This is a genomic window from Cronobacter muytjensii ATCC 51329, from assembly GCF_001277195.1.
Taxonomy (GTDB): Bacteria; Pseudomonadota; Gammaproteobacteria; order Enterobacterales; family Enterobacteriaceae; genus Cronobacter; species Cronobacter muytjensii.
Window position 1 is genome coordinate 209,969 of sequence record NZ_CP012268.1, and the last position, 25,615, is coordinate 235,583.

The window sequence follows — 25,615 nt, forward strand, 5'->3', positions numbered from 1 at the left end:
CAACCCCATCTCTCTGGGCACCAGCCGGAAACCTTAACGGGCCGGCTCAATCCCTAACTGATACGGACTTTCTCAAAGGAGAGCTATCAATGAATATTCGTCCATTGCATGATCGCGTGATCGTCAAGCGTAAAGAAATTGAATCTAAATCTGCTGGCGGCATCGTTCTGACCGGCTCTGCCGCGGGTAAATCTACTCGTGGTGAAGTGCTGGCTGTTGGCAATGGCCGCATCCTTGAAAACGGCGAAGTGAAGCCGCTGGATGTGAAAGTCGGCGACATCGTCATTTTCAACGATGGCTATGGTGTAAAAACCGAGAAGCTGGACGATCAGGAAGTGCTGATCATGTCTGAAAGCGACATTCTGGCAATTGTTGAAGCGTAATCTCACGCGCGAACAAACTGAACGTACGAATTTAAGGGAAATAACGATATGGCAGCTAAAGACGTAAAATTCGGTAACGACGCTCGTGTGAAAATGCTGCGCGGCGTAAACGTACTGGCAGACGCAGTGAAAGTTACCCTGGGCCCGAAAGGCCGTAATGTGGTACTGGACAAATCTTTCGGTGCGCCGACTATCACTAAAGACGGCGTGTCTGTAGCACGTGAAATCGAGCTGGAAGACAAGTTCGAAAACATGGGCGCCCAGATGGTGAAAGAAGTAGCCTCCAAAGCGAACGACGCGGCAGGCGACGGTACCACCACCGCAACCGTACTGGCTCAGGCTATCATCACTGAAGGTCTGAAAGCCGTTGCGGCTGGCATGAACCCGATGGACCTGAAACGCGGTATCGATAAAGCGGTTATCGCCGCTGTTGAAGAGCTGAAAGCGCTCTCCGTACCGTGCTCTGACTCTAAAGCTATCGCTCAGGTCGGCACCATCTCCGCGAACTCCGACGAAACCGTGGGCAAACTGATTGCCGAAGCGATGGAGAAAGTGGGTAAAGAAGGCGTTATCACCGTTGAAGAAGGCACCGGTCTGCAGGACGAGCTGGATGTGGTTGAAGGTATGCAGTTCGACCGCGGCTACCTGTCTCCGTACTTCATCAACAAGCCGGAAACTGGCGCTGTTGAACTGGAAAGCCCGTTCATCCTGCTGGCTGACAAAAAAATCTCCAACATCCGCGAAATGCTGCCGGTTCTCGAAGCCGTGGCAAAAGCAGGCAAACCGCTGCTGATCATCGCTGAAGATGTTGAAGGCGAAGCGCTGGCGACCCTGGTTGTGAACACCATGCGCGGCATCGTGAAAGTGGCTGCGGTAAAAGCACCGGGCTTCGGCGACCGTCGTAAAGCCATGCTGCAGGATATCGCTATCCTGACCGGCGGTACCGTTATCTCTGAAGAGATCGGTATGGAACTGGAAAAAGCCACCCTGGAAGATCTGGGCCAGGCGAAACGCGTGGTTATCAACAAAGACACCACCACCATCATCGATGGCGTGGGCGACGAATCCGCAATCCAGGGCCGTGTAGGTCAGATCCGTCAGCAGATCGAAGAAGCGACCTCTGACTACGACCGTGAAAAACTGCAGGAGCGCGTAGCGAAACTGGCAGGCGGCGTTGCGGTTATCAAAGTTGGCGCGGCGACCGAAGTTGAAATGAAAGAGAAAAAAGCCCGCGTTGAAGACGCCCTGCACGCGACCCGTGCTGCGGTGGAAGAAGGCGTGGTGGCTGGTGGCGGCGTAGCGCTGGTACGCGTTGCGGCGAAACTGACCGAGCTGACCGGCCAGAACGAAGACCAGAACGTGGGTATCAAAGTTGCGCTGCGCGCAATGGAAGCTCCGCTGCGTCAGATCGTATCCAACGCTGGTGAAGAGCCGTCTGTTGTTGCTAACAACGTGAAAGCGGGCGACGGTAACTACGGTTACAACGCGGCGACCGAAGAATACGGCAACATGATCGACATGGGTATCCTGGATCCGACCAAAGTAACCCGTTCTGCGCTGCAGTACGCGTCCTCTGTGGCTGGCCTGATGATCACCACCGAGTGCATGGTTACTGACCTGCCGAAAGAAGATAAAGCCGACTTAGGCGCTGCAGGTATGGGCGGCATGGGCGGTATGGGCGGCATGATGTAATTGCCCACCACCTTACATCTTTAATGATGTAGTGTGTTGAAACCCCGGTCAGCAATGGCCGGGGTTTTTCTTTTGGTCATCTTTTTAGTATAAGGTCTTACCGGGCATACGAAGCCCAGGCTATCACCAGCTCTTCATAATGGGGAATAACATGCGCTTGAAAGTCACTACAGGAATGGTTGTCGCAGCGCTGCTGCTGGCGGGATGCAGCAACGGTAATTCACTCTCTGCCGCAGGCCAGAACGTGCGTTTTGTCGAAGAGCAGCCAGGTAAAGAGTGCCGCTTGCTTGGCACCGCGACCGGCGAGCAGAGCAACTGGCTTTCCGGCCAGCACGGCGAAGAGGGCGGCTCCATGCGCGGCGCGGCGAACGATCTGCGTAATCAGGCTGCCGAAATGGGCGGAAACGTGCTTTACGGTGTAAGCAGCCCGACCCAGAACCTGCTTTCAAGCTTTGTTCCCACGTCCAGCAAAATGGTCGGTCAGGTGTATAAGTGCCCAAATTAATCAGAATTCAGAAGCACTAACGGGTATCTGAAATAAAAAAGGCGGGTGCGCTCGCGCTTGCCCGCCTCACCCAGAAAAAGTGGCGACGTTAAAAAACGGTAGGGTGGGTAAGCGTCACCGTTTTGTATGATGTGATGCCGAAAATCAGCTCTGTCGTAACTGCAAATCAAGCGGCGTTTTGCTCGGTTCACCGCCGATTTCACGCGCCAGTTTTGGCACCAGATAACCCGATACCAGCGATAACAACTCGCGCATAATCGCCCGAGCCTTGTCGTCACTCACCATAAAATGCGCCGCGCCCTGGACTTTATCCAGCACATGCAGGTAATAGGGCATCACGCCCGCATCGAACAGCGCATTGCTGAGCGCCGCAAGCGTCGCGGCGTTATCATTTACGCCCTTCAGCAGCACGCTCTGGTTCAGCAGCGTTACGCCTGCCGCCCGCAGCTTTGCCATACCGGCGCGAAAGGCGTCGTCAATTTCCTGCGCGTGATTGATATGGTTAACCAGCAGCACCTGCAGCCGCGTCTCGCCGAGTAACCGGACCAGACCGTCGGTAATACGCGCCGGGATAACGATCGGCAGGCGACTGTGAATACGCAGGCGTTTTAAGTGAGGAATCGCCTCAAGGCGCGCCACCAGCCACTCCAGCTCATTATCTTTCGCCATCAGCGGGTCACCGCCGGAAAATATAATCTCATCCAGTTCCGGATGCGCGGCGATGTAGTCCAGCGCGGCCTGCCAGTTACGCTTGTTGCCCTGGTTATCGGCATACGGGAAATGCCGGCGGAAGCAGTAGCGGCAGTTCACCGCACAGCCGCCTTTCACCAGTAATAGCGCACGGTTGTGATACTTATGGAGCAGCCCTGGCACCACGCTGTTTTGCTCTTCAAGCGGATCGGTGGTAAAACCGGGCGCCGCCACGAACTCTTCACGCGACGTCAACACCTGTCGCAGCAGCGGATCCTGCGGGTTGCCTTTCTCCATGCGCGCGACGAACGCCCGCGGTACGCGCAACGCAAATAAGCGGCGCGCGTCGCGTCCGGCAAGCAGTTCTTCGTCAGTATCTATATTGAGAAGGTGCAGGAGCTCATCGGGATCGGTGATAACATCGGCAAGTTGCGATAACCAATCTTCTCTGGATGGGGGATTTAGGGTTACAATATGCGCCATTTTGTGGCTTAGCTACCAGTTAACAATTTCAGAGGGCCTTATGGCGACTTATTCTAGCAACGATTTTCGTGCCGGTCTTAAAATCATGATGGACGGCGAACCGTACGCCGTTGAATCCAGCGAATTCGTTAAACCGGGTAAAGGTCAGGCGTTCGCGCGCGTTAAGCTGCGCCGTCTGCTGACGGGTTCCCGCGTAGAAAAAACCTTTAAATCCACCGACTCCGCAGAAGGCGCAGACGTTGTGGATATGAACCTGACTTACCTCTACAACGACGGTGAGTTCTGGCACTTCATGAATAACGAAACCTTCGAACAGCTGGCGGCTGACGCGAAAGCCGTAGGCGACAACGCCAAATGGCTGCTGGATCAGGCTGAGTGCATCGTGACCCTGTGGAACGGCCAGCCGATCTCTGTCACTCCGCCGAACTTCGTGGAGCTGGAAATCGTTGATACCGATCCGGGCCTGAAAGGCGATACCGCGGGTACCGGCGGCAAACCGGCGACGCTTTCTACCGGCGCTGTGGTTAAAGTTCCGCTGTTCGTCCAGATCGGCGAAGTCATCAAAGTGGACACCCGCTCTGGTGAATACGTTTCCCGCGTAAAATAATTCCGACTGTTGTCTGCGGCGTGGTTGCGCCACGTCGCAGGTTACAGGGATCACGATGAAAACCCCGCTGTTACGTCCGTTTCTTGTTTTGTTGCTCTGTTCGCTTGCCTGCGCCTGCAATACGGCTCGCGGCTTTGGCGAAGATATCCGGCATCTTGGCGGCGCGATTGAGCGCGCGGCAAAATAGTTCCTCTGTTCCTAAAAACCGTTGCCTTCCGCCAGTGTGTCAGTTTTTGTCTATGCTTAAATGGCTATACACAAATAACTTAGGCAATAAAAGGAAGAGATTATGGTTAAGAAAACAATTGCGGCGCTCTTTTCAGCACTGGTCCTTTCTTCACTGTTGACGGCCTGTAACACCACTCGTGGCGTGGGCGAAGATATTCAGGACGGCGGCAGCGCGATCTCCGGCGCGGCAACCCGCGCATCGCAGTAATGATGACGACGGTACGGCTCCGCCTGGCGTCGTACCGTTATCTTACGCACATCTCCGGCAGCGGCACGAACAGCGAAAAGCGGTTATCAGCGCCGAGTTTCATGCGAATATTGCGTTTATAGGTGTAAACCGTTTTGACGGCGATCCCCATTTTGCGCGCAATCTCCTCATTGCTCATTCCCACGCCCCACCATTCCAGAATGCGCTCTTCGCGCAGCGTCAGTAATGGCGTAATGCTTTTCGGCTCACCAAATGGCGGACGCGACATCAGCGCTTTGCTAATCAATTGCCCCAGTTCGCGCAGCCCGATAGTTTTATTCGCAATGCGCCAGGTGATTTGCTGCGAGCAATAATCGTCCAGCACGTCCGATACGCCGCTTTGCAGCAGGATCAGACGCGTGGTGTTGCCGCAGGCTGCAAAGATGGAGGAGAACTGATTTACGTGATGAACATCTCCCATAAACCCGTGAAGATCGGCAATCACCATATTGGGTTGCCACTGCATAAGAAGCTCGCGCGCACGCAGTAAATGATCGGTTGCCGTCACGTGGAACGGCGCGGCGAAATCTTCGGAGTGATTGAGCCAGCTTTCGAGCCCGGTACGGCTGAAATGACAGCGGTCAACCAGTAAAATTTTATACATGCTCGGATTCATTATGGAGAGAAAGATGCACCTGCTGTAGCCAGCAGGAAAGTGTTTCATCATAGGAAGATTTATTGCTAACTGAACCCGTGATGTACGCGCACAATCGCGGCTATTTCCTGGCTTAACCCGTGAGGATCCGCTGGTTTAGGAAAAACACGGTTGCAAAATGTGCGCTAAGAAGGGATGATCGCGGCGTTTTAATCACCTGGCCTTGTGGGACGACCTGCAAGCGCGTCACGTTGAACGGGGACGGCCCCGCAAACCTGGAGCTGAGTATGTCCTGGTTCGTTCTGTTAATCGCCGGTCTTCTGGAAGTTGTCTGGGCCGTCGGCCTGAAATATACCCACGGTTTTACCCGTCTTGTACCCAGTCTCATCACCGTTTCGGCGATGATCGTCAGCATTGTGCTGCTCTCGTGGGCGATGAAAAGCCTGCCGACCGGTACGGCCTATGCCATCTGGACGGGCATCGGCGCGGTCGGCGCGGCTATCACTGGCATTCTGCTGTTAGGCGAGTCGGCAAGCCCCGCGCGTCTGGTGAGCCTGGGGCTTATCGTCGCGGGGATCGTCGGTCTTAAACTCAGCACCCACTAACGGGCGCGCTGGTCTACCCAGATCAGTTTCTCCACCGCGAAGCCCTGACGGGTGGCGGTATCCAACAGATCCTCTTTCACTTGCTTGCTGATGGTAGGCGTGCGGGAGAGGATCCACAGATAGCTGCGATCCGGCCCGCAAATCAGCGCATGCTGGTAATCCTTATCCAGCGCAATAATGTTGTAGCCGCCATAGAACGGGCCGAAGAACGAGACTTTCAGCGCGGCGCGGTGCGTATTGCCGGTGAAATAGGCTTTGCCTTCGCTCTGCTGCCATTTATTGCGGTCAGGATTAAAACCGCGGTTAATGACGTTCAGCCCGCCGTCGCCGCGCAGGCTGTAGGTAGCGGTAACCTGTTCCAGACCGCGCTCAAAGCGATGGTCGAAGCGGGCAATCTCATACCAGGTGCCGAGGTAACGGTTGACGTTGAAATCTTCCACGACCGTGACACCGCGCGGCGGCGTGGGTGTGCTACAGGCGACCAGCAGTGCCGCAGTCGCGACGGTAGCAACAACAGGGAGTAGTCGAATACGCATGGCGGGATCCTTCTGTTTTTTAATGCTAAGTGTAGATGCCTGTTGAGCTTTTGTAATTGTGCGAAAGCGAAATAGTGGAGGGAATACGCCGCTTGCGAAGAAGCGGCGCGAGGGCGTCAGAGCGTGATAACGCCAATCAGCGTGACGACCGTCAGAATGGCGGCGAGGCCGTAGAAAACCCATTTGCCGGCGGGAACATGTACTTTCAAATCATGCATGCCGTGATGAATGCGGTGCAGCCCGCACCACAACGGCAGCACAATCATCAGTAGCAGAAACAGACGGCCAACCCAGCTCTGGGCGAACGCCAGGACGCGTTCATAGCTGAACGCGCCTTCGGGCCCGATGCCGAGCGGCAGCAGGATGCCCACCAGCAGGACGATAACCGGCGCGACAACCGCGCACCACATGCCGCCTGCGCCAAACAGCCCCCAGAATACCGGCTCGTCGGAACGTTTCGGGTGTTGATTAATCACGATCTCCTCCTTACCAGAACAGGGCGATAAACAATACGACCACCGTGACGAGCGCCGTCACGCCCCAAAGCGCCTTGATGACCGGTTCAGGCCCCATTTTTTCGTCTTTCACTACCACGATGGCGGCTTTCGGCGCCAGCTCAAACCAGGTTTTGGTATGCAGCAGCGCCGCAAGCAGCGTGATAACGTTGAGCAACACGACAATCGGGTTTTGCAGAAAACCCACAAAGTTGGCCCAACTCTCCGGGCCATGTTTTAGCGCGAACAGACCATAAATCAGCACGATACTGAACCAGACTGCGGGCACGGATGTGCCTTCGCGTAGCATGTAAAAGCGGTAGAATGGCAGCGTTTTCCACCAGCTGGCTTCCATCGTCCGTACATAAGGCTTACGTTTCGAGGTCATTATTCACTCCTTGCGCCGGGTTTCAGCATGGCGATTAAGAAATCCTTCGAGCTCTCCACTTTGCTCTGCTGGATAGCGGCGGCCGGGTCGACATGTTTCGGGCAGACTTCCGAGCAATAACCGACGAACGTACAGGTCCAGACGCCGTTCTGGCTGTTAAGTTGCGGCATACGCGCCTTCTGGCCCTTATCGCGGCTGTCGAGGTTATAGCGGTGCGCGAGCGTAATGGCCGCCGGGCCGATGAACTCCGGGTTCAGCCCGAATTGCGGGCACGCGGCATAACACAGCCCGCAGTTGATGCAGCCGGAAAACTGATGGTATTTCGCCATCTGCGCGGGCGTCTGGGTGTTTGGCCCCTGTTCTGGCGTGCGCGGGTTGCCGATGATGTATGGCTTAATCGCCTCCAGACTTTCGATAAAGTGGGTCATATCGACCACTAAATCGCGTTCGATTGGGAAATTCGCCAGCGCTTCGACTTTCATGCCGGAAGGGTAATCACGCAGAAACGTTTTGCAGGCGAGTTTCGGTACGCGATTGACCATCATGCCGCAGGAGCCGCAAATCGCCATGCGGCACGACCAGCGGTAGCTTAAGTCCGGCGCCAGGTTGTCTTTGATATAGCCCAGCGCGTCCAGCAGCGAGGTCTGTTCATCCCAGGGCACGTCATAAAATGCGCTGTGCGGCGCGTGGTCGGTTTCCGGGTTATAACGCACCACTTCGATGCGCCGCGTTTGCATCTCAGCCATTCGCCGTCTCCTTTTTATCAGCCGCTTCCGATTCTGCGCCATACACGCGTTTCGCCGGAGGCAGAGTGGTAATTTTTACGTCGCTATAATCCAGACGGGTGGTGCCGTCAGCGTCGCGGAAGGCGAGAGTGTGGCGCAGGAAGTTAACATCATCGCGTTCGGTGCAGCCTTCATCCAGACGCTGGTGCGCGCCGCGCGACTCTTTACGCGCCATGGCGGAATGCGCCATGCATTCGGCGACGTTAAGCCCATGACCAAGCTCAATAGTGTAGAGCAGATCGGTGTTGAACACGCTGGAAGTGTCGCTGATGCGCACGCGTTTGAAGCGCTCCTGCAGCTCTGCGAGTTTATCCATGGTTTTCTGCATCAGCTCCGGCGTACGATAGATGCCGCAGCCTTCTTCCATTGAAAGCCCCATCTCGTCGCGAATTTTCGCCCAGCTTTCATTGCCTTCCTGGTTGATAAGCTTATGCAGGCGCGCTTCGATATCCGCTGTTTGCGCGCTCAGCGCGCTGTCGCGGGCGGGTGACGCGGCCATTGCGCGATCCATCGCCTGTTCGCCTGCGAGGCGGCCAAATACCACCAGCTCCGCAAGCGAATTTGAGCCAAGGCGGTTAGCGCCGTGTAGCCCAACAGATGAGCATTCGCCCACGGCGAACAGCCCTTTAATGCGGGTTTCACACCGCTGGTCGGTTTCGATGCCGCCCATGGTGTAGTGCGCCGTCGGGCGCACCGGAATCGGCTCTTTCACCGGGTCGACGCCCACGTAGGCTTTCGCCAGTTCGCAGATAAACGGCAGCCGCTCCAGCAACTTTTTCTCGCCGAGATGGCGCAGGTCGAGATAGACCACATCGCCGCGCGGTGTGGCAATCGTGTTGCCTTTGCGCCATTCGTGCCAGAACGCCTGCGAGACTTTATCGCGCGGCCCAAGCTCCATATATTTGTTTTTCGGCTCGCCGAGCGGAGTTTCCGGGCCCATGCCGTAATCCTGCAGGTAACGGTAGCCGTCTTTATTGACCAGAATGCCGCCTTCGCCGCGGCAGCCTTCCGTCATCAGAATGCCGGAGCCGGGCAGGCCCGTCGGGTGATATTGTACGAATTCCATATCGCGCAGCGGAACGCCGTGTGAGAGCGCCATGCCCATGCCGTCGCCCGTGACGATGCCGCCATTGGTGTTGTAGCGGTAAACGCGTCCCGCGCCGCCGGTCGCCATCACGACCGCGTTGGCCCGGATTTGCACCAGCGTGCCTTCCATCATGTTCATCGCGACCAGGCCGCGCGCCTGACCGTCGTCCACTAAAATATCGAGGACGAAATGCTCGTCGAAGCGCTGAATTTGCGGGAATTGCAGGGAAGTCTGGAAGAGCGTGTGGAGCATATGGAAGCCGGTTTTATCCGCGGCAAACCAGGTACGCTCGATTTTCATGCCGCCAAAGCGCCTGACGTTGACCGAGCCATCCGGGCGGCGGCTCCACGGGCAGCCCCACTGTTCAAGCTGGGTCATCTCGCGCGGACAGTGCTTCACAAAATAGTCGACCACGTCCTGCTCGCACAACCAGTCGCCACCAGCGACGGTGTCGTGGAAGTGATACTCAAAACTGTCATGATCCTGCGCGACCGCCGCCGAGCCGCCTTCGGCCGCAACGGTATGGCTGCGCATTGGGTAGACTTTTGAAATCAGTGCGATTTTAGCGTTGGGATTGCGCTCGGCCGCCGCAATGGCGGCCCGCAGTCCCGCGCCGCCGGCACCGATAATGGCGAGATCGGCTTGAAAAGTTTGCACGACATTCCTCCGGGTTTTAGTTATTCCCACCGCGCGGTAACAAAGGCGAAAACTCGGGGCTGCGCGGGGGTAAAGCGTTCCCCTGCTCCTTTTTGGGTAGCTGAGTATAACCGTACCCCTAAAGGGGAAATTTGATGTGTTCGATTTTTTGGGGCGTTACGACGGCTTTTATCAGCCCGCTTGATGAAGTAGCTCACAAAACGGAAAATTGGCCTCTTCGCAGGAAAAAACTGCGCAAAATTTGTCTGGCGAACGCGATACGAGTAGACTTCGTGCCCTTGTTTCAAGACGGAGAAAGTACCATGAGCGAGACGGCCACCTGGCAGCCGAGCGCATCCATCCCCAACCTGTTAAAGCGCGCCGCGATTATGGCGGAGATCCGTCGCTTCTTTGCGGATCGCGGCGTACTGGAGGTGGAAACCCCCTGCATGAGCCAGGCGACGGTAACCGATATCCACCTGTTCCCGTTCGAAACGCGTTTCGTCGGCCCCGGCCATTCTCAGGGGATCAATCTCTATCTGATGACCAGCCCGGAATATCATATGAAGCGCCTGCTGGCGGCGGGCTGCGGGCCGGTGTATCAGCTGTGCCGCAGCTTTCGTAATGAAGAGATGGGGCGTCATCACAATCCTGAATTCACCATGCTGGAGTGGTACCGTCCGCACTACGATATGTATCGCCTGATGAATGAGGTGGATGACCTTCTGCAACAGGTGCTGGACTGCCAGCCCGCGGAGACGATCTCTTACCAGCAGGCGTTTCAGCGCCATCTGGAAATCGACCCGCTGTCGGCGGACAAAACCCTGCTGCGCGAGGCGGCGGCGAAGCTTGATCTCAGCAACATCGCCGATACCGAAGAAGATCGCGACACGCTGCTGCAACTGCTGTTCACCATGGGCGTCGAGCCGCATATCGGAAAAGACCGTCCGGTGTTTGTTTATCACTTCCCGGCAAGCCAGGCGGCGCTCGCGCAAATCAGCACTGAAGATCACCGCGTGGCGGAGCGTTTTGAGGTCTATTACAAAGGCATTGAGCTGGCGAATGGTTTTCATGAGCTCACCGACGCCCGCGAGCAGCAGCAGCGTTTCGAGCAAGATAACCGCAAGCGCCTTCAGCGTGGTCTGCCGCAGCAGCCGGTGGATTACAATCTGCTGGAAGCGCTGAAAGTGGGCCTGCCGGATTGCTCCGGCGTCGCGCTGGGCGTGGATCGTCTGATTATGCTGGCGTTGGGCGCGGAAAGCCTCGCGGAAGTTATCGCCTTTACGGTAGATCGGGCGTAACGGTCGAGGGCGGGTCTGTGGCGAATGCGCTGCGTTTACCTGCCTTATCCATAACAGGCGCCAGACGTAGGGGGGTTAAGCGACGCGCGCCCACCTTTACTCCACGCCTCACCGCCATAAAAAAGGAGCCTTGCGGCTCCTTTTTCGTTACATGCTTCCCGGCGTGCGGCTGGTGCGGCCGGCAGAGGTTAACGTTCGCGCGGTGCGTTTGCCATCCAGGCTCTCCAGACGCATCTGGAAGGGCGGGAACGGCATTTCGATACCGTGTTCGCGAAAGCCCTGCAAAATCAGCTGGTGGATCTCGTGGCGAAGCGGCATGCGATGCCCCATTTCAGCGGCATGGATACGCAGCTCAAACAGCTGAATACCCTGCTGTAAATCCACCAAAAACACTTCCGGCGGCGGGTTATCTATCACATAGCTGCACTTCTCGGCGGCGCGGTACAGCAGCTGCGTCACCTCTTCACTGTTGGCGTCCGATGGCGCAGGTACCGTCAGCACCACGCGGGTGACGGAGTCAGACAGCGACCAGTTGATAAACTGCTCGGTGATAAACGCTTTATTCGGCACGATAATCTCTTTGCGATCCCAGTCGCTGATGGTAGTGGCGCGGGTATTAATGCGCGTCACGCTGCCCGTTAAATCGCGAATGGTCACGGTGTCGCCGATACGAATCGGTTTTTCAAAGAGAATAATCAGGCCCGAGATAAAGTTAGCGAAAATTTCCTGCAGGCCGAAACCAAGCCCGACGCCGAGCGCCGCCACGAGCCACTGCAGCTTGGACCATTCAATACCAATCATTGAGAAGCCCACCAGTCCGCCAATCAGCATCAGCAGATATTTGGTGATGGTGGTGATGGCATAGCCGGTACCGGGCGTCAGTTCCAGGTGTTGTAGCACGACCAGCTCCAGCAGCGCAGGCAAATTGCGCACCAGCTGCGTGGTGACGATAAACACCAGAATGGCAATCAGAACCGCGCCAAGGGTAATAGGCTCAATGCTCTCCACGCCCTGGACGGTCGACGTCACATCCCACAGGGAAATGTTTTCAAGGAATCCGAACGCCGAGTGGATTTCCGACCACAGCACAATGACCGACAGCAGCGCGATAAGCGTCAGAATGGAGCGCACCAGGCGCAGCGACTGGGCGCTGATGGCGTCGAGATCGAGCTCGGCGACATCCACCTCGACGCTGCCCTCGGTGCTGTGCCCGTGGGGCGGCTCTTCTTCGCCGCGGGCGCGCTGGGCCAGAATTTCCGCACGGCGCGAGCGGGCGCGGTCAAAGGCCAGACGACGGCGCTGAATCAGCATCCAGCGGCGAATAATGTGGTAGATAACCAGCAGCAGGAACCAGATGGCGACGGAAGTTTCCAGACGCGCCAGCAGCGCCTGCGCAGTGGCGAGATAACCTACGGCTGCGGCGAGGATCGCCATCAGCGGCGCACACAGCATCAGGTTCCACAGCAGCCGGTTTACCCAGTTGTCGCCATTGCCTTCGTTATCCAGATAGAGCGGAATGCCTGCGCGCTTGAGGCTGAGCGTCACGATAGCCAGCGCGCCGCAAATCAGCACAAAGCACAAACGGCCCAACGAGCCGGAGAATTCGCGGTCGTTGAGGTTATCAAAGGTGATCAGCGCCATGATCAGCGGCACGATAAAGCCAATGCTCATCAGGTAATAGCGCATCGCGCGGGCGACGCGGTTGCGAGGCCAGCCGAAGTGCGTGGTAAACAGGCCGTTCGGGCGGGCAAAGGTGGCGGAGATCATCACCACCCACAGCAGCGGCACCGTCGCCGTCACGCCGTCGCCCACCGCGACGGCGATAGGCCAGGGCCAGGCTTCACGCAGCCCGTAGCCGAGCGTGGCCCAGAGTACCGGCAGCGGTGAGGCTACCAGAATCGACCAGAATACTGTGCGCAGCGTCAGCCAGAAGTGATCCTGCGTGACCTTACCGACGCGCGCGCTGGAGCGCTCCAGAAACGCCGTGAAATGGCGGCGGGAGCTGATGCTGAAGCCCACCAGCAGCAGCGCGCCGAACAGCGGCAGCAGCGTCTCTTTGCTGGTGACCATCATCACGGCGGCTTTGCCGAGCTGGCCGAAAAAGTCGAGCGAAATAAGGCGGCGCAGATCCTGCACGATATCCACCGGCCAGCTGATGCTGAGCGGGCTGACATCCGAGGTCCAGAACAGATAGCGGTGCGTCGCTTCGTTCACTTCCTTAAGCGCGTCTTCAAGCTGGCTGTTGGCCACTTTCAGCTTGGTGAGTTCAAGGATTAACGTATCGCCGCCCTGCAACAGGGAGCCGAGGAGTTCGCGCTGGGTACGCAACTGCGCTTCCAGGATGCGATTCTGCTCCGCCGTCAGCGGCGTGCCATCGGCCTGGCGCAGCTGGCGCAGTTGCGGCTGCTTGTTAAGCTGATCTTCATAACGCAGGCGATGCACGCGCAACTGGGCCATTTCGGTATCCAGCTGTTGCAGTTTCGGCATCTCCGGCAGGCGCGAGACCTGCGCGCGCAGCGCCTCGCCAAGTACGTTGGAGACGCCAAGCCACTGCGACTGTTCGCGCAGCGTCGTTAACGCCTGACGCACCTGCATCGTCTGGCTGGTGGCCTGACGCTGCTGCGATGCGACAAGATCCATACGCTGCGCCTGCTGGTTTAGCGCGCGGGAGAGCTCGCGGTTGACGTTGAACTGCTCGACGATAGCCGGAGGCAGGTTGGCGCTGTTCTCGGCCAGGAGCTCGGTGCTTTCAAGCGCGCGTTCGGCCTCCTGCTGGCGCTGGCTGTTGAGCTGATTACGCAGCGCCTGCAGGTAAGTATCGAGCTGCTCGCTCTGCTTTTGCGCCAGCTCCGCACGCAGGCGCGCCAGCTCCTGACGGTTGCTCGCGGAGAGCTGCGCGAGTTCCAGTTCATCAACGCGCGCTTTGAGCTGTGCGGATTCCGCCTGCTGGGCGAGAAGCTGGGCGGCGCCGAGCGCGGTAGAGCCTGACGACGCGCCCGAGCGGCGTTCCATCTCGTTAAGCTGGCGGCGCGCGTCGGTTTGCTGCTGGGGAAGCTGGCTTAAGGAGTCGGCGATTTCGCGGGCGCGATCCTGCTCCTGTTGCGCTTCGCGGCTCTTTTCCAGCAACTGACTGCTGACCTGGAGGATCTCCTGATTGAGCGCGTCGGTGGTAAGCCCTGTGGGCACCCGGCGCGGCTCGTCGCGCAGGTTATTGAGTTGCTGGCGCAGCGATTGCGACAGCTTCGGGAAATTATCGATAACCTGTTGATACTGTCTGGCGCGCTCAAGGGAGGCTTTTCTCTCCTCAAGCGCGTTTTGCGCGGACTGAAGGGTTTCAACCACTTGCGCCTGATCGGGCTGGTTTTTGGCCGCTTTGGCTTGCTCCAGCTCCTGGGCTATCTGTTTTTCATCGGGCGCCGTCGCGGCGTTCGCCCAAAAGCTCAGGCTCCAGGCCAGCAGCACGTAAAGAATCAGGCGCACGTCATTTTACCTTTGCATTAACGGTCCTGGTCGTTATCGACCAGCGGGTTAGCCTCGCGTTCGGCTTCGATCTCTTCCGGCGCAATCACCGCAGGCGCGACATCCGCCGTCACCGCGTCGGTAGATACCGCCAGCGGCTCGCCGAGGCGAGTGACGGAGAGACTTTGCAGATGTTCAACCAGCTCGACGCTACCCGGCGCAAACAGGTTGATAACCGTGGAGCCCAGCTTGAAGCGGCCCATCTCCTGGCCTTTCAGCAGCGCTACGGCGCCGTCGCTTTCGCCCGCCGGGTACGTCCAGCGTTTGATAATGCCTTCGCGCGGCGGGGTGATAGTGCCAGCCCAGACGGTTTCGATGCTACCCACAATCGTCGCGCCCACCAGGATCTGCGCCATTGGCCCAAATTCGGTATCGAACAGGCAGATAACGCGCTCGTTACGGGCGAACAGGTTCGGCACGTTCTGAGCGGTCAGATGGTTTACCGAGAAGAGATCGCCCGGTACGTAGATCATTTCACGCAGGATACCGTTACACGGCATATGCACGCGGTGGTAGTCACGCGGCGACAGGTACGTAGTGGCGAAGCTGCCGTTACGGAACAAATCGGCCATCAGATAGTTGCCGGCAAGCAGCGCTTCCAGCGAATAGTTGTGGCCTTTGGCCTGCAGGATCTTATCGCCTTCGATACGGCCAAGCTGGCTTATCACGCCGTCCGCCGGCATTACCAGCACGTTCGGGTCGGTGTTGAGCGGGCGGACTTCATCGCGCAGTGGGCGCACGAAAAATTCGTTAAAGGTGCGGTAGCTGGCGGTATCGGGCTTTTGCGCCTCGCTCATGTTGACCTTGTAGTATTTTACGAACAGGTCGATGACCAGTTTGGTCAGCCAGCCCGCGCGTTTACTCGCGCCCCAGCCAGCAAGGCGAGTGAGCCACTGTTTAGGCAGAATATATTGCAGCGAAAGTTTGATTTCGTTTAACAAGGTAGCCTCCAGGCCAGTGTTTCATCATTCCTGACCCGGCTGCGCGCCGGGCCTGTCAGAAAAAGGGGCTGATTCTAACGACGCACAGCTTAATTGTCAGTCGTCGCTATCAGAAAAGTTTTTACGCGTTTTTACCTGCGCCATGCTTTCCAGAATGCGGTGATAGTTGTCGAAACGGCTTTCGGCAATGTCGCCGCGCTCAACGGCCTCGCGAATGGCGCAGCCGGGATCGTTGCCATGTTTACAGTCGCGGAACTTGCAGAGCCCCAGATAGTCGTGAAATTCGATAAAGCCCTGCGTTATCTGTTCCGGCTCAAGGTGCCACAGGCCGAATTCACGCACGCCCGGCGAGTCGATGACTTCGCCGCCGCCCGGAAAGTGGTACAGGCGTGAGGCGGTGGTGGTGTGCTGACCAAGCCCGGAGTTGTCAGAGACGTCGTTAACCAGAATCTGGTTATCCTTCAGGCCCAGCAGATTGTTCAGCAGGCTCGATTTACCCACGCCCGACTGTCCCGCAAAAATACTGGTGCGGTCGATAAGTGCCTGCTCCAGCTCCTTCAGCCCTTCGTCTTTGTAGCTGGACACCAGCAGTACGCGATAACCAATACGACGATAGATATCCATCTGCTCGTTGACGAAAGCGAGGTCGTTTTCATCAAGCAGATCAGTTTTGTTGAGGACCAGTAAAGGTTCAATCTCCAGCGTTTCGCAGGCCACCAGATAGCGGTCGATAATGTTCAGCGACAGCTCCGGCAGGATGGCCGATACGATGATTATCTGGTCGATATTCGCGGCGATAGGCTTCACGCCGTCGTAGAAATCCGGGCGCGTCAGTACAGAGGTACGCTCGTGTACCGCATCGACAATGCCTTTGCCCTGAACATTTTCTTTCGCCGGGCGCCAGACGACGCGATCGCCGGTCACCAGCGAGCGGATGGTGCGGCGAATGTTACAGCGATGCACCCCGCCGTCTGACGATTCGACGTCGGCATGCTGACCAAAGCGACTGATCACGCGACCTTCGCGAGGCTCGCCAAATTGCGAGTCGTCCGGATCGGCTTTCTCCGTAGTCTGTTTGAGCCGGCGCTGATGGTTCGCTGACACGCGGCGCTGCTGACCTTTGGAGAGTTTATTTTTGCTCAATCTTAATGGCTCCTGGTCGCCCCTGGTGGGCAAAACCTCTATGATATCAGCTATTGTAAATGAATTAACTGCCTGTCACCCCGGTGTGACGCGATAACGGATGGAAAATAGCATGAGTGCCAATGAAAACAACCTCATTTGGATCGATCTGGAGATGACCGGACTCGATCCGCGACAGGATCGCATCATTGAAATCGCCACCCTGGTGACCGACGCCGATCTGAATATTCTCGCGGAAGGCCCGGTTATCGCTGTGCATCAGGCCGATGAGCAGCTGGCGCTGATGGATGACTGGAATGTGCGCACGCATACCGCCAGCGGCCTGGTGGAGCGCGTTAAAGCGAGCACGATGGGCGAGCGCGAGGCGGAGCTGGCGACGATTGAATTCCTTAAAGAGTGGGTGCCTGCGGGCAAATCGCCTATTTGCGGTAACAGCATCGGCCAGGATCGCCGCTTCCTGTTTAAGTACATGCCGGAGCTGGAAGCCTATTTCCACTATCGTTACCTGGACGTCAGTACGCTAAAAGAGCTGGCGCGCCGCTGGAAGCCGGATGTACTGAATGGCCTTAAGAAACAAAATACGCATCAGGCGCTGGACGATATCCGCGAGTCGGTGGCGGAGCTCGCCTATTACCGCGAACATTTCATTAAATTGTGATGGCGAAGAGGGGCTAAGCCCCTCTTTTGCTGGTAAAGTGATCACTTTGGCGAATAAAAAAGCAGTCAGATAAAAATCACAAAAAAAAGCGTTTAAGGGGTTGCGGTAGAAATCATTTCTCGTATAATGCGCCTCCCGTAACGACACAGAAATGTGAATTACGCAGAGCGGGAATAGCTCAGTTGGTAGAGCACGACCTTGCCAAGGTCGGGGTCGCGAGTTCGAGTCTCGTTTCCCGCTCCAAAATTTGAAATCGCCGAAAGGCAGCACCACCCAAGCGGGAATAGCTCAGTTGGTAGAGCACGACCTTGCCAAGGTCGGGGTCGCGAGTTCGAGTCTCGTTTCCCGCTCCAAAATTTGAAATGCCGAAAGGCAACACCACCCAAGCGGGAATAGCTCAGTTGGTAGAGCACGACCTTGCCAAGGTCGGGGTCGCGAGTTCGAGTCTCGTTTCCCGCTCCAAATCTCTTCGATTGTACAAATTATCCACAGCGACAAAGCGCGCTGCTGCTGGTTTTTTGCGTTTATCCAAAAAGTTTCTGAACAGACTTATCCACAGTTTGCGTAAAGTTATCCTGTACGTCTGAATGATAACTTTGATCACATCTTTTTTGTAACCATCTGATTTTCATAAATAATAATTTATTACTAAATGTTATTTATGAGGTTTTTTGATAAATCTGGCCTTTGAATGGCAAGACTTTTTTAATTTTATTCACAGCGAAACGCGTCTACGCGTCACGCGGCAGCCCTTTCTCAATTACTCTGACCAGCCGTTGCTTTTGCGGCAACTGCACTTCCACCACACAGGCGTTACGTTTGTCTGTTTGTTGCGCAATCGCCCAGTCTATGTGCTCGTCGAGAAGCGGGTGCTCACCTTTGCGCTGACGAAGCGCAACAATATTGGCTTCATCCCAGGGCGCGTTGCCGAGCGCGACCGCAATATTACGCAGCCAGCGTAAGTGACCAATGCGGCGTATCGCCGATCCTTCGGTGACTTTCAGAAAGTGCGCCTCGCTCCAGCCAAACAGTTCAATCAGCTTCGGCGCGTGCAGCGCCTGTCGCGGGCTGAAATCCGCCTCGTCGGTGAGCTGTGAAAAGCGGTTCCACGGGCAGATCAGCTGACAATCATCACAGCCGTAGATACGGTTGCCCATCAATGGACGAAATTCTTCCGGGATAGCGCCTTCCAGCTCGATGGTGAGATACGAGATACAGCGGCGCGCATCCACCGTATACGGCTCGACAATCGCGCCGGTCGGGCAGATGGTCATACAGGCCACGCAGCGTCCGCAGCCTTCTTCAACGGGTTTATCCACTGGCAACGGCAAATCGACCAGCAGCTCGCCGAGAAAGAAAAATGATCCGGCGTCGCGGTTGAGGATGAGCGAATGTTTGCCTGTCCAGCCGAGACCGGCTTTTTCCGCCAACGGGCGCTCAAGAATGGGCGCGGAGTCGACAAAGGGTCTAAAATTCAGCGACGCGCAATGCGCTTGCAGCGTTTCGCCGAGTTTTTTCAGCCGGTTTCTCAGGAGCTTATGGTAATCGCGCCCCAGGGCGTAACGGCTTACATAGCCGAGCGAGGGATCTTTTAGAGTGCGCGCAAAGGCGGCGTTGGCGGGCAGATAATTCATCCGCACGCTGATGACGCGAAGCGTGCCGGGCAGCAGTTCATGCGGGCGCGCGCGCAGCATGCCGTGACGGGCCATCCACTCCATCTCGCCGTGATACTGTTTATCCAGCCACGCCTGAAGCGCGCCTTCGCTGGCGCTCAGATCGGTATCGGTAATACCTACCTGCTGAAAGCCAAGCTCGGCGCCCCATTGTTTAATTTTTTGCGCTAACTGATTGAGATCGAGGGGTTCAGACATGACGGACCACGGGATGAACAAAAACGGCGCCAGTATACCACACTCCGTCTGGCCTGCGGACTGGCTGCGCACGGCGGAGCGGGAGGCGGCGGACAGTTTTGGGTTGACGCTTTACGAGCTGATGCAGCGCGCCGGCGACGCAGCGTTTCAGGTGGCGCGCGCGGCGTATCCGCATAGCCAGCGCTGGCTGGTGCTTTGTGGCCACGGCAACAACGGCGGTGACGGCTATGTCGTGGCGCGTCTTGCGCAGGCGGCGGGTATCGACGTTACGGTGGTGGCGCTGGAGCGCGACAAACCGTTGCCGGAAGAAGCGCAAGCCGCGCGCGACGCGTGGCTCAACGCGGGCGGCGACATTCATGCGCCGCACACGCCGCTGCCGGAAACCTGCGATTTAATCATCGACGCACTGCTGGGCACGGGGCTGACCCAGGCGCCGCGCGAAGATGTCGCCGCGCTGATTCACCAGGCCAACCGCCATGCCGCGCCCGTTGTGGCGCTGGATATTCCCTCCGGACTGCTGGCGCAAACCGGCGGCGCGCCGGGCGCGGTCATTCACGCCGCGCATACGGTTACGTTTATCGCGCTCAAGCCTGGCCTGCTCACGGGCCGGGCGCGCGATGTGGTCGGGCGGTTGCACTACCACGCGCTGGGGCTTGAGGCGTGGCTTGCCGGGAAGCAGGCACCGTATGCGCGGTTCGACACGGCGCAGCTTTCCCAATGGCTTACGCCGCGCAGGCCCGGTTCGCACAAAGGCGATAACGGCAAGCTGGTGATTATTGGCGGAGATCACGGGACTGCCGGTGCTATCCGCATGACCGGCGAGGCGGCGCTGCGCGCGGGCGCAGGTCTGGTGCGAGTACTTACTCGCGCGGAAAACATCGCGCCGCTGGTGACCGCAAGACCGGAACTGATGGTGCATGCGCTCACCGACAATGCGCTTGATGAGAGCCTGGCCTGGGCCGATGTCGTGGTCATCGGACCGGGACTCGGACAGCAGGAATGGGGGAAAGCGGCACTGGAAAAAGTTCGCCGCTGCGACAAACCGATGCTGTGGGATGCGGACGCGCTGAACCTTCTGGCAATCGCTCCCGATACACGTCACAATCGCATTCTTACGCCGCACCCTGGCGAGGCCGCGCGGTTGCTTAATCGCCGCGTGGCAGAAATTGAGAGTGACCGCTTACTTAGCGCCAGAGAGCTGGCGCAGCGCTACGGCGGCTGCGTGGTGCTGAAAGGCGCGGGCACAGTGGTGACAGGCCAGCAAGGCGAATGCGGCATTATCGATACCGGCAACCCGGGCATGGGCACGGGCGGCATGGGCGATGTGCTGTCAGGCATTATCGGCGCGTTGCTGGCGCAGCGGCTGAACCCGTATGATGCCGCCTGCGCGGGCTGTGTGGCCCACGGCGCGGCGGCGGATGCGCTCGCGGCACGCTTTGGCACGCGCGGCATGCTGGCGACCGATCTGTTCTCCACGCTCTATCGTTTTGTTAACCCGGATATAGACAGACCAGAATCATGATGAATCGCGTTATACCATTACCCGAAGAGCAGGCGACCCTCGACCTCGGCGCACGCGTGGCGCGCGCCTGTCGCGGTGCGACCGTTATCCATCTGTACGGCGATTTGGGCGCGGGCAAAACCACGTTCAGCCGCGGGTTTCTCCAGGCGTGCGGCCACCAGGGCAACGTTAAAAGCCCGACCTACACGCTCGTCGAGCCCTATACGCTTGAAAACATGATGATCTATCACTTCGATCTCTATCGCCTTGCCGATCCGGAAGAACTTGAATTTATGGGCATCCGCGATTACTTCACCGATGACGCTATTTGTCTGGTGGAATGGCCGCAGCAAGGGGCGGGCGTCCTGCCGCCGCCGGATATCGAAATCCACTTGTCATGGCAGGATCAGGGGCGTGAAGCGCGGGTGAAAGCGGTCTCCGCTGCCGGCGACGCGCTGCTGGCGCGCCTCGCCTGAACGCAAGGACGATGGGATGATCACATGCATGAAAAACTGGGTCGCGGCGCTTCTGCTGGCGATATGCGCGCCAGCGTTCGGGGCGACGCTTTCCGATATTCAGGTTTCCAACGGCGACGGCCAGGCGCGGATCACCTTGAGCTTTATGGGCGATCCGGAATACGCGTATTCGCAACAGGGCAAACGCAGCGTCGCGCTCGATATTAAACAGACCGGCGTGATTCAGGGTCTGCCGCTGCTGTTCAGCGGCGAAAATCTGCTCAAAAGCATTCGCGCCGGGCAGCCGAAAGATAATCAATCTCTGCGTCTGGTCGTCGAGTTAACCAAAGACGGCAAGGCGCGCGCCGTGAAGCAGCAAAAAGGCGCGGGTTATAACGTGATCTTCACCATCGAAGCGGACGAACCGCCGCCACCGCCTGTCGTGGCGCAACGCGAACCTGTTTCCGCGCCGGTGCGCCCGTCAGAACCTGCGCGTAACCCGTTCCGCTCGGATAATGACCGTATCACAAGCGTCGTGGGCAGCAATACCGTGACCCGGCCCGGGCGCAGCGCGAGCGGTGCTGTTTCTGACCGTGTGATTGTGGCGATCGACGCCGGGCACGGCGGACAGGACCCTGGCGCTATCGGCCCCGGCGGCGTGCGCGAGAAAAACGTCACTATCGCCATCGCCCGCAAGCTGCGTACGTTGCTGAACGACGATCCGATGTTTAAAGGCGTGCTGACGCGCGACGGCGACTATTTCATTTCCGTGATGGGCCGCTCTGATGTAGCGCGCCAGCAAAACGCGAATTTGCTGGTGTCGATTCATGCCGACGCCGCGCCGAACCGCGATGCCACCGGCGCGTCCGTCTGGGTGCTATCCAACCGCCGCGCCAACAGTGAAATGGCGAGCTGGCTGGAGCAGCATGAGAAGCAATCGGAACTGCTGGGCGGCGCGGGCGACGTGCTGGCCAACAGTCAGGCGGACCCTTACCTGAGTCAGGCTGTGCTGGATTTGCAGTTCGGCCATTCGCAGCGCGTCGGGTATGATGTCGCCACCAGCGTGCTGGGGCAGTTGCAGCGCGTCGGTTCGCTGCATAAGCGCCGTCCGGAGCACGCCAGCCTTGGCGTACTGCGCTCGCCGGATATTCCATCGCTGCTGGTCGAGACCGGTTTTATCAGTAACAACGGCGAAGAACGCCTGCTGGCGAGCGATGACTATCAGCAGCAGATCGCCGAGGCTATCTACCAGGGGCTGCGCAATTACTTTATTGCGCATCCGCTCCAGGCCGCGCCAAAGAGTGACGGCGGAACGGGGCAGACCGCCCGCTCCGCTGACAGCGCTTCAGGTCAGGTCACTGTGATTCAGTAAGGAGAATTCATGCCGATTCAGGTTCTGCCGCCGCAGCTTGCGAACCAGATCGCCGCTGGCGAGGTGGTGGAGCGCCCTGCGTCGGTGGTGAAAGAGCTGGTCGAAAACAGCCTCGATGCAGGCGCCACGCGTATCGATATCGATATCGAGCGCGGCGGCGCGAAGCTTATCCGCATTCGCGACAACGGCGGCGGCATCAAAAAAGAGGAGCTGGCGCTGGCGCTGGCGCGTCACGCCACCAGTAAAATCGCCTCGCTGGATGACCTGGAAGCTATCATCAGCCTCGGTTTTCGCGGCGAGGCGCTGGCGAGTATCAGTTCGGTCTCACGCCTGACGTTGACCTCCCGCCCCGCCGACCAGCAGGAAGCCTGGCAGGCCTACGCCGAGGGGCGCGACATGGACGTGACCGTCAAACCGGCGGCGCATCCGGTCGGCACCACGCTGGAGGTGCTGGATCTGTTTTACAATACCCCCGCGCGGCGCAAGTTTATGCGCACTGAGAAAACCGAGTTCACGCACATCGACGAAGTGGTGCGGCGCATAGCGCTGGCGCGCTTTGACGTGACGATTAACCTCAGCCACAACGGCAAAATGATGCGCCAGTACCGGGCAGTGCAGGGCAACGCGCCGCGCGAGCGTCGCCTTGGCTCGATTTGCGGCCCCGCGTTTCTGGAGCAGGCGCTGGCTATCGAGTGGCAGCATGGCGATCTGGCGCTGCGCGGCTGGGTCGCGGAGCCGAAAGGCACCACTGCGGCGCTTGCCGAAATCCAGTACTGCTACGTGAATGGCCGCATGATGCGCGACCGGCTGATCAACCACGCGATTCGCCAGGCCTGCGAAGATAAGCTCGGCATCGATCAGCAGCCCGCCTATGTACTTTATCTGGAAATCGATCCGCATCAGGTGGATGTCAACGTCCATCCCGCCAAGCATGAAGTGCGCTTTCACCAGTCGCGACTGGTGCACGATTTTATCTATCAGGGTGTAGTGAGCGTGCTCCAGCAGCAGGGAGCGAATCCGCTGGCGTTAGAAACACCGGCGCAAGACGCTCCGCGCTGGCAGCCGGAAAACCGCGTCGCGGCAGGCAAAAACCAGTTCGCCGACCCGACGCCGCGCGAGCGAACCCCCGCGAGGGAAAACGACGCGCCGCGTTATACGGCATCGGGCGGCTCGTCCTCCGGCGGGGCAGGGCGCAGCGGCGCCAGCAACGGCGGCTGGCCTCATGCGGCGCCGGGTTATCAGAAACAGCAGGGCGCGCTGTATAAGCAACTGCTGGAAACGCCTGCCGTTACTACGCCGCCCGCAGCCCCGGCGCGGGAAGTATCGCCGCCCGCGCCTGCGCTTGACGGCCATTCGTACAGTTTCGGACGCGTGCTGACGCTGGTGGCGGAAAGCGTGGCGCTGCTTGAGCGCGACGGCACACTAATGCTGCTGGCGTTAAGCGTGGCGGAGCGGCATCTTAAACAGGCGCAACTGCTGCCGCGCGATGAGAAGCCCTGCGCGCAGCCGCTGCTCATCCCGGTGCGTCTGAAAATCTCCGCCGATGAGCGGGAGATAGTGACGCGCGCGCAGCCGCAGCTTCAGCGATTGGGTATTGAAATCGTGCTGGATGCGCAACATGTGACGATTCGTGCAGTGCCTTTACCCTTACGCCAACAAAATTTACAAATCTTGATTCCTGAACTGATAGGCTACCTGGCGCAGCAGACAAACGCTGACGACGCCGCTGTGGCTGGATGGCTTGCCCGCCATCTGGTTAACGCGCAACCGTGGAGTGTCGCGCAAGCCATCGCGACGCTCGCGGAACTCGAAAGGCTGTGTCCGCTGATGGTGAAATCTCCGCCGGATGGTTTATTACAACTTATCGATTTACAACCGGCGATGAATGCCCTGAAACATGAATGACGTAAGCAATACTGGCCTTCCAAAGGCGATTTTTCTGATGGGTCCGACGGCGTCGGGCAAAACGGCGTTAGCCATTCGTCTGCGCCAGACGCTGCCGGTAGAGTTGATAAGCGTTGATTCCGCGCTGGTTTATAAAGGTATGGATATCGGCACCGCCAAGCCTGACGCGCACGAATTGTCGCAGGCGCCGCACCGGTTACTGGATATCATCGACCCGGCACAGACGTATTCGGCGGCGGACTTTCGCCGTGATGCGTTGAAGGAAATGGCGGAGATTGTCGCCGCCGGGCGGATACCGCTGCTGGTGGGCGGTACCATGCTTTACTTTAAGGCGCTGCTGGAGGGGCTTTCCCCGCTTCCGTCAGCAGATCCAACCGTCAGAGCGGAGATTGAACGACAGGCGGCAGAGCAGGGGTGGGACGCGCTGCATCGCAAGCTTCAGGAGATAGATCCTGTCGCGGCACAGCGAATCCATCCCAACGATCCGCAAAGGCTTTCCCGGGCACTGGAAGTTTTTTTCATTTCGGGTAAAACTTTAACGGAACTGACGCAAACGTCAGGAGAAGCTCTGCCCTATCAGGTGCATCAGTTCGCCATCGCCCCGGCGAGCCGTGAACTGCTCCATCAGCGCATTGAGCAGCGTTTTCACCAGATGTTAGCTTCAGGTTTTGAGGCAGAAGTCCGGGCGCTATTTGCCCGTGGAGATTTGCATACGGACATGCCTTCCGTTCGTTGCGTGGGATACCGGCAGATGTGGTCTTATCTGGCGGGCGAAATCTCATACGACGAAATGGTTTATCGAGGTATTTGCGCCACGAGACAGTTAGCGAAGCGCCAGATGACCTGGCTGCGCGGTTGGGAAGGGGTACACTGGCTCGACAGTGAGGCGCCTGAACAAGCGTACAGTGATGTATTACAGGTTATTGGTGCGAAGCAACAATGAATGTGTACAATTGAATCGTATCGTGCGCGGATTTTTACGCAGTTT

At 58.1% G+C, this 25,615-nt stretch carries 24 protein-coding genes, 3 tRNA genes and 1 pseudogene; 17 read left to right on the forward strand and 11 right to left on the reverse strand.

Translation table 11 applies throughout. The annotated features are described in order from the left end of the window. Positions 1-89 precede the first annotated feature (89 nt). The 3 genes from AFK63_RS01050 to AFK63_RS01060 all read left to right on the forward strand — a co-directional run bounded on the left by AFK63_RS01050 (position 90) and on the right by AFK63_RS01060 (position 2,580). On the forward strand, positions 90-383 hold the full coding sequence (locus tag AFK63_RS01050) for a co-chaperone GroES (RefSeq protein ID WP_004387018.1): 294 nt from the start codon (positions 90-92) through the stop codon (positions 381-383). A 48-nt stretch (positions 384-431) separates the two neighbouring features. Continuing rightward, the gene (groL, locus tag AFK63_RS01055; RefSeq protein ID WP_038867453.1) at positions 432-2,075 is read left to right on the forward strand and encodes a chaperonin GroEL; all 1,644 of its coding nucleotides are present in this window, start codon (positions 432-434) and stop codon (positions 2,073-2,075) included. Positions 2,076-2,226: 151 nt separating this feature from the next. After that, on the forward strand, positions 2,227-2,580 hold the full coding sequence (locus tag AFK63_RS01060) for a DUF4156 domain-containing protein (RefSeq protein ID WP_038867456.1): 354 nt from the start codon (positions 2,227-2,229) through the stop codon (positions 2,578-2,580). A 144-nt stretch (positions 2,581-2,724) separates the two neighbouring features. Here the strand turns inward: AFK63_RS01060 and epmB are convergent, their stop codons facing one another. Further along, a complete protein-coding gene (gene epmB / locus AFK63_RS01065; protein ID WP_038867459.1) occupies positions 2,725-3,753 on the reverse strand; it encodes an EF-P beta-lysylation protein EpmB in 1,029 nt (342 codons plus the stop codon). Between the two features lie 40 nt (positions 3,754-3,793). Here epmB and efp point away from each other — a divergent pair, with 40 nt between their 5' ends. The 3 genes from efp (at position 3,794) to ecnB (ending at position 4,796) form a co-directional block, all read left to right on the forward strand. Beyond that, on the forward strand, positions 3,794-4,360 hold the full coding sequence (efp, locus tag AFK63_RS01070) for an elongation factor P (protein ID WP_004386068.1): 567 nt from the start codon (positions 3,794-3,796) through the stop codon (positions 4,358-4,360). Between the two features lie 55 nt (positions 4,361-4,415). Beyond that, on the forward strand, positions 4,416-4,547 hold the full coding sequence (locus AFK63_RS19975; protein WP_071603781.1) for an entericidin A/B family lipoprotein: 132 nt from the start codon (positions 4,416-4,418) through the stop codon (positions 4,545-4,547). A gap of 102 nt (positions 4,548-4,649) precedes the next feature. After that, on the forward strand, positions 4,650-4,796 hold the full coding sequence (gene ecnB, locus AFK63_RS01075) for a lipoprotein toxin entericidin B (protein ID WP_004386070.1): 147 nt from the start codon (positions 4,650-4,652) through the stop codon (positions 4,794-4,796). A 37-nt stretch (positions 4,797-4,833) separates the two neighbouring features. Here the strand turns inward: ecnB and AFK63_RS01080 are convergent, their stop codons facing one another. Next, the gene (locus tag AFK63_RS01080; RefSeq protein WP_038867461.1) at positions 4,834-5,439 is read right to left on the reverse strand and encodes a response regulator transcription factor; all 606 of its coding nucleotides are present in this window, start codon (positions 5,437-5,439) and stop codon (positions 4,834-4,836) included. Between the two features lie 278 nt (positions 5,440-5,717). On the opposite strand from AFK63_RS01080, the gene sugE reads away from it, so the two are divergent. Beyond that, entirely contained in the window at positions 5,718-6,035 is a 318-nt protein-coding gene (gene sugE, locus AFK63_RS01085) for a quaternary ammonium compound efflux SMR transporter SugE (protein WP_038867463.1), read from the forward strand. Here sugE and AFK63_RS01090 read toward each other — a convergent pair. The 5 genes from AFK63_RS01090 to frdA form a co-directional block, all read right to left on the reverse strand. Further along, positions 6,032-6,565: a lipocalin family protein gene (locus AFK63_RS01090; protein WP_038867498.1), complete on the reverse strand. Its 534-nt coding sequence runs from the start codon at positions 6,563-6,565 to the stop codon at positions 6,032-6,034. The genes sugE and AFK63_RS01090 overlap by 4 nt on opposite strands. 122 nt (positions 6,566-6,687) lie before the next feature. Beyond that, positions 6,688-7,047: a fumarate reductase subunit FrdD gene (gene frdD, locus AFK63_RS01095; protein WP_038867465.1), complete on the reverse strand. Its 360-nt coding sequence runs from the start codon at positions 7,045-7,047 to the stop codon at positions 6,688-6,690. 10 nt (positions 7,048-7,057) lie between these two features. Further along, positions 7,058-7,453: a fumarate reductase subunit FrdC gene (gene frdC, locus AFK63_RS01100; RefSeq protein ID WP_038867468.1), complete on the reverse strand. Its 396-nt coding sequence runs from the start codon at positions 7,451-7,453 to the stop codon at positions 7,058-7,060. Then, complete coding sequence (locus AFK63_RS01105; RefSeq protein WP_038867470.1) at positions 7,453-8,199, reverse strand: succinate dehydrogenase/fumarate reductase iron-sulfur subunit; 747 nt, start codon at positions 8,197-8,199, stop codon at positions 7,453-7,455. The genes frdC and AFK63_RS01105 overlap by 1 nt, the downstream gene beginning before the upstream one ends. Continuing rightward, on the reverse strand, positions 8,192-9,982 hold the full coding sequence (frdA, locus tag AFK63_RS01110) for a fumarate reductase (quinol) flavoprotein subunit (protein ID WP_038867472.1): 1,791 nt from the start codon (positions 9,980-9,982) through the stop codon (positions 8,192-8,194). The genes AFK63_RS01105 and frdA overlap by 8 nt, the downstream gene beginning before the upstream one ends. Before the next feature lie 302 nt (positions 9,983-10,284). Here frdA and epmA point away from each other — a divergent pair, with 302 nt between their 5' ends. After that, positions 10,285-11,262: an elongation factor P--(R)-beta-lysine ligase gene (gene epmA / locus AFK63_RS01115; protein WP_038867474.1), complete on the forward strand. Its 978-nt coding sequence runs from the start codon at positions 10,285-10,287 to the stop codon at positions 11,260-11,262. 147 nt (positions 11,263-11,409) lie between these two features. Here the strand turns inward: epmA and mscM are convergent, their stop codons facing one another. The 3 genes from mscM to rsgA form a co-directional block, all read right to left on the reverse strand. Then, entirely contained in the window at positions 11,410-14,742 is a 3,333-nt protein-coding gene (mscM, locus tag AFK63_RS01120; protein WP_038867484.1) for a miniconductance mechanosensitive channel MscM, read from the reverse strand. A gap of 17 nt (positions 14,743-14,759) precedes the next feature. Beyond that, on the reverse strand, positions 14,760-15,722 hold the full coding sequence (asd, locus tag AFK63_RS01125) for an archaetidylserine decarboxylase (RefSeq protein WP_038867486.1): 963 nt from the start codon (positions 15,720-15,722) through the stop codon (positions 14,760-14,762). 96 nt (positions 15,723-15,818) lie between these two features. Next, the gene (rsgA, locus tag AFK63_RS01130) at positions 15,819-16,865 is read right to left on the reverse strand and encodes a small ribosomal subunit biogenesis GTPase RsgA (RefSeq protein ID WP_038867488.1); all 1,047 of its coding nucleotides are present in this window, start codon (positions 16,863-16,865) and stop codon (positions 15,819-15,821) included. A 112-nt stretch (positions 16,866-16,977) separates the two neighbouring features. Between rsgA and orn the strand changes: the two genes are divergently transcribed. The 4 genes from orn to AFK63_RS01150 all read left to right on the forward strand — a co-directional run bounded on the left by orn (position 16,978) and on the right by AFK63_RS01150 (position 17,985). Further along, positions 16,978-17,523: an oligoribonuclease gene (orn, locus tag AFK63_RS01135; RefSeq protein WP_038867490.1), complete on the forward strand. Its 546-nt coding sequence runs from the start codon at positions 16,978-16,980 to the stop codon at positions 17,521-17,523. Between the two features lie 167 nt (positions 17,524-17,690). Continuing rightward, positions 17,691-17,766 (forward strand) — tRNA-Gly (locus AFK63_RS01140). Between the two features lie 34 nt (positions 17,767-17,800). Continuing rightward, a tRNA-Gly gene (locus AFK63_RS01145) sits at positions 17,801-17,876 on the forward strand. Positions 17,877-17,909: 33 nt separating this feature from the next. Continuing rightward, a tRNA-Gly gene (locus AFK63_RS01150) sits at positions 17,910-17,985 on the forward strand. A gap of 269 nt (positions 17,986-18,254) precedes the next feature. Here AFK63_RS01150 and queG read toward each other — a convergent pair. Further along, complete coding sequence (queG, locus tag AFK63_RS01155; protein WP_038867500.1) at positions 18,255-19,394, reverse strand: tRNA epoxyqueuosine(34) reductase QueG; 1,140 nt, start codon at positions 19,392-19,394, stop codon at positions 18,255-18,257. On the opposite strand from queG, the pseudogene nnr reads away from it, so the two are divergent. The 5 genes and pseudogenes from nnr to miaA all read left to right on the forward strand — a co-directional run. After that, positions 19,393-20,938: pseudogene (gene nnr, locus AFK63_RS01160) on the forward strand (bifunctional ADP-dependent NAD(P)H-hydrate dehydratase/NAD(P)H-hydrate epimerase); the annotation flags it as partial. The gene queG and the pseudogene nnr overlap by 2 nt on opposite strands. Further along, on the forward strand, positions 20,913-21,371 hold the full coding sequence (gene tsaE / locus AFK63_RS01165) for a tRNA (adenosine(37)-N6)-threonylcarbamoyltransferase complex ATPase subunit type 1 TsaE (RefSeq protein ID WP_038867502.1): 459 nt from the start codon (positions 20,913-20,915) through the stop codon (positions 21,369-21,371). The pseudogene nnr and the gene tsaE, both read left to right, overlap by 26 nt. 16 nt (positions 21,372-21,387) lie before the next feature. Then, complete coding sequence (gene amiB / locus AFK63_RS01170; protein ID WP_038867510.1) at positions 21,388-22,722, forward strand: N-acetylmuramoyl-L-alanine amidase AmiB; 1,335 nt, start codon at positions 21,388-21,390, stop codon at positions 22,720-22,722. A 9-nt stretch (positions 22,723-22,731) separates the two neighbouring features. Beyond that, on the forward strand, positions 22,732-24,627 hold the full coding sequence (gene mutL, locus AFK63_RS01175) for a DNA mismatch repair endonuclease MutL (RefSeq protein WP_038867512.1): 1,896 nt from the start codon (positions 22,732-22,734) through the stop codon (positions 24,625-24,627). Continuing rightward, entirely contained in the window at positions 24,620-25,570 is a 951-nt protein-coding gene (gene miaA, locus AFK63_RS01180; RefSeq protein ID WP_038867514.1) for a tRNA (adenosine(37)-N6)-dimethylallyltransferase MiaA, read from the forward strand. Before mutL ends, miaA begins: the two co-directional genes overlap by 8 nt. Positions 25,571-25,615 lie beyond the last annotated feature (45 nt).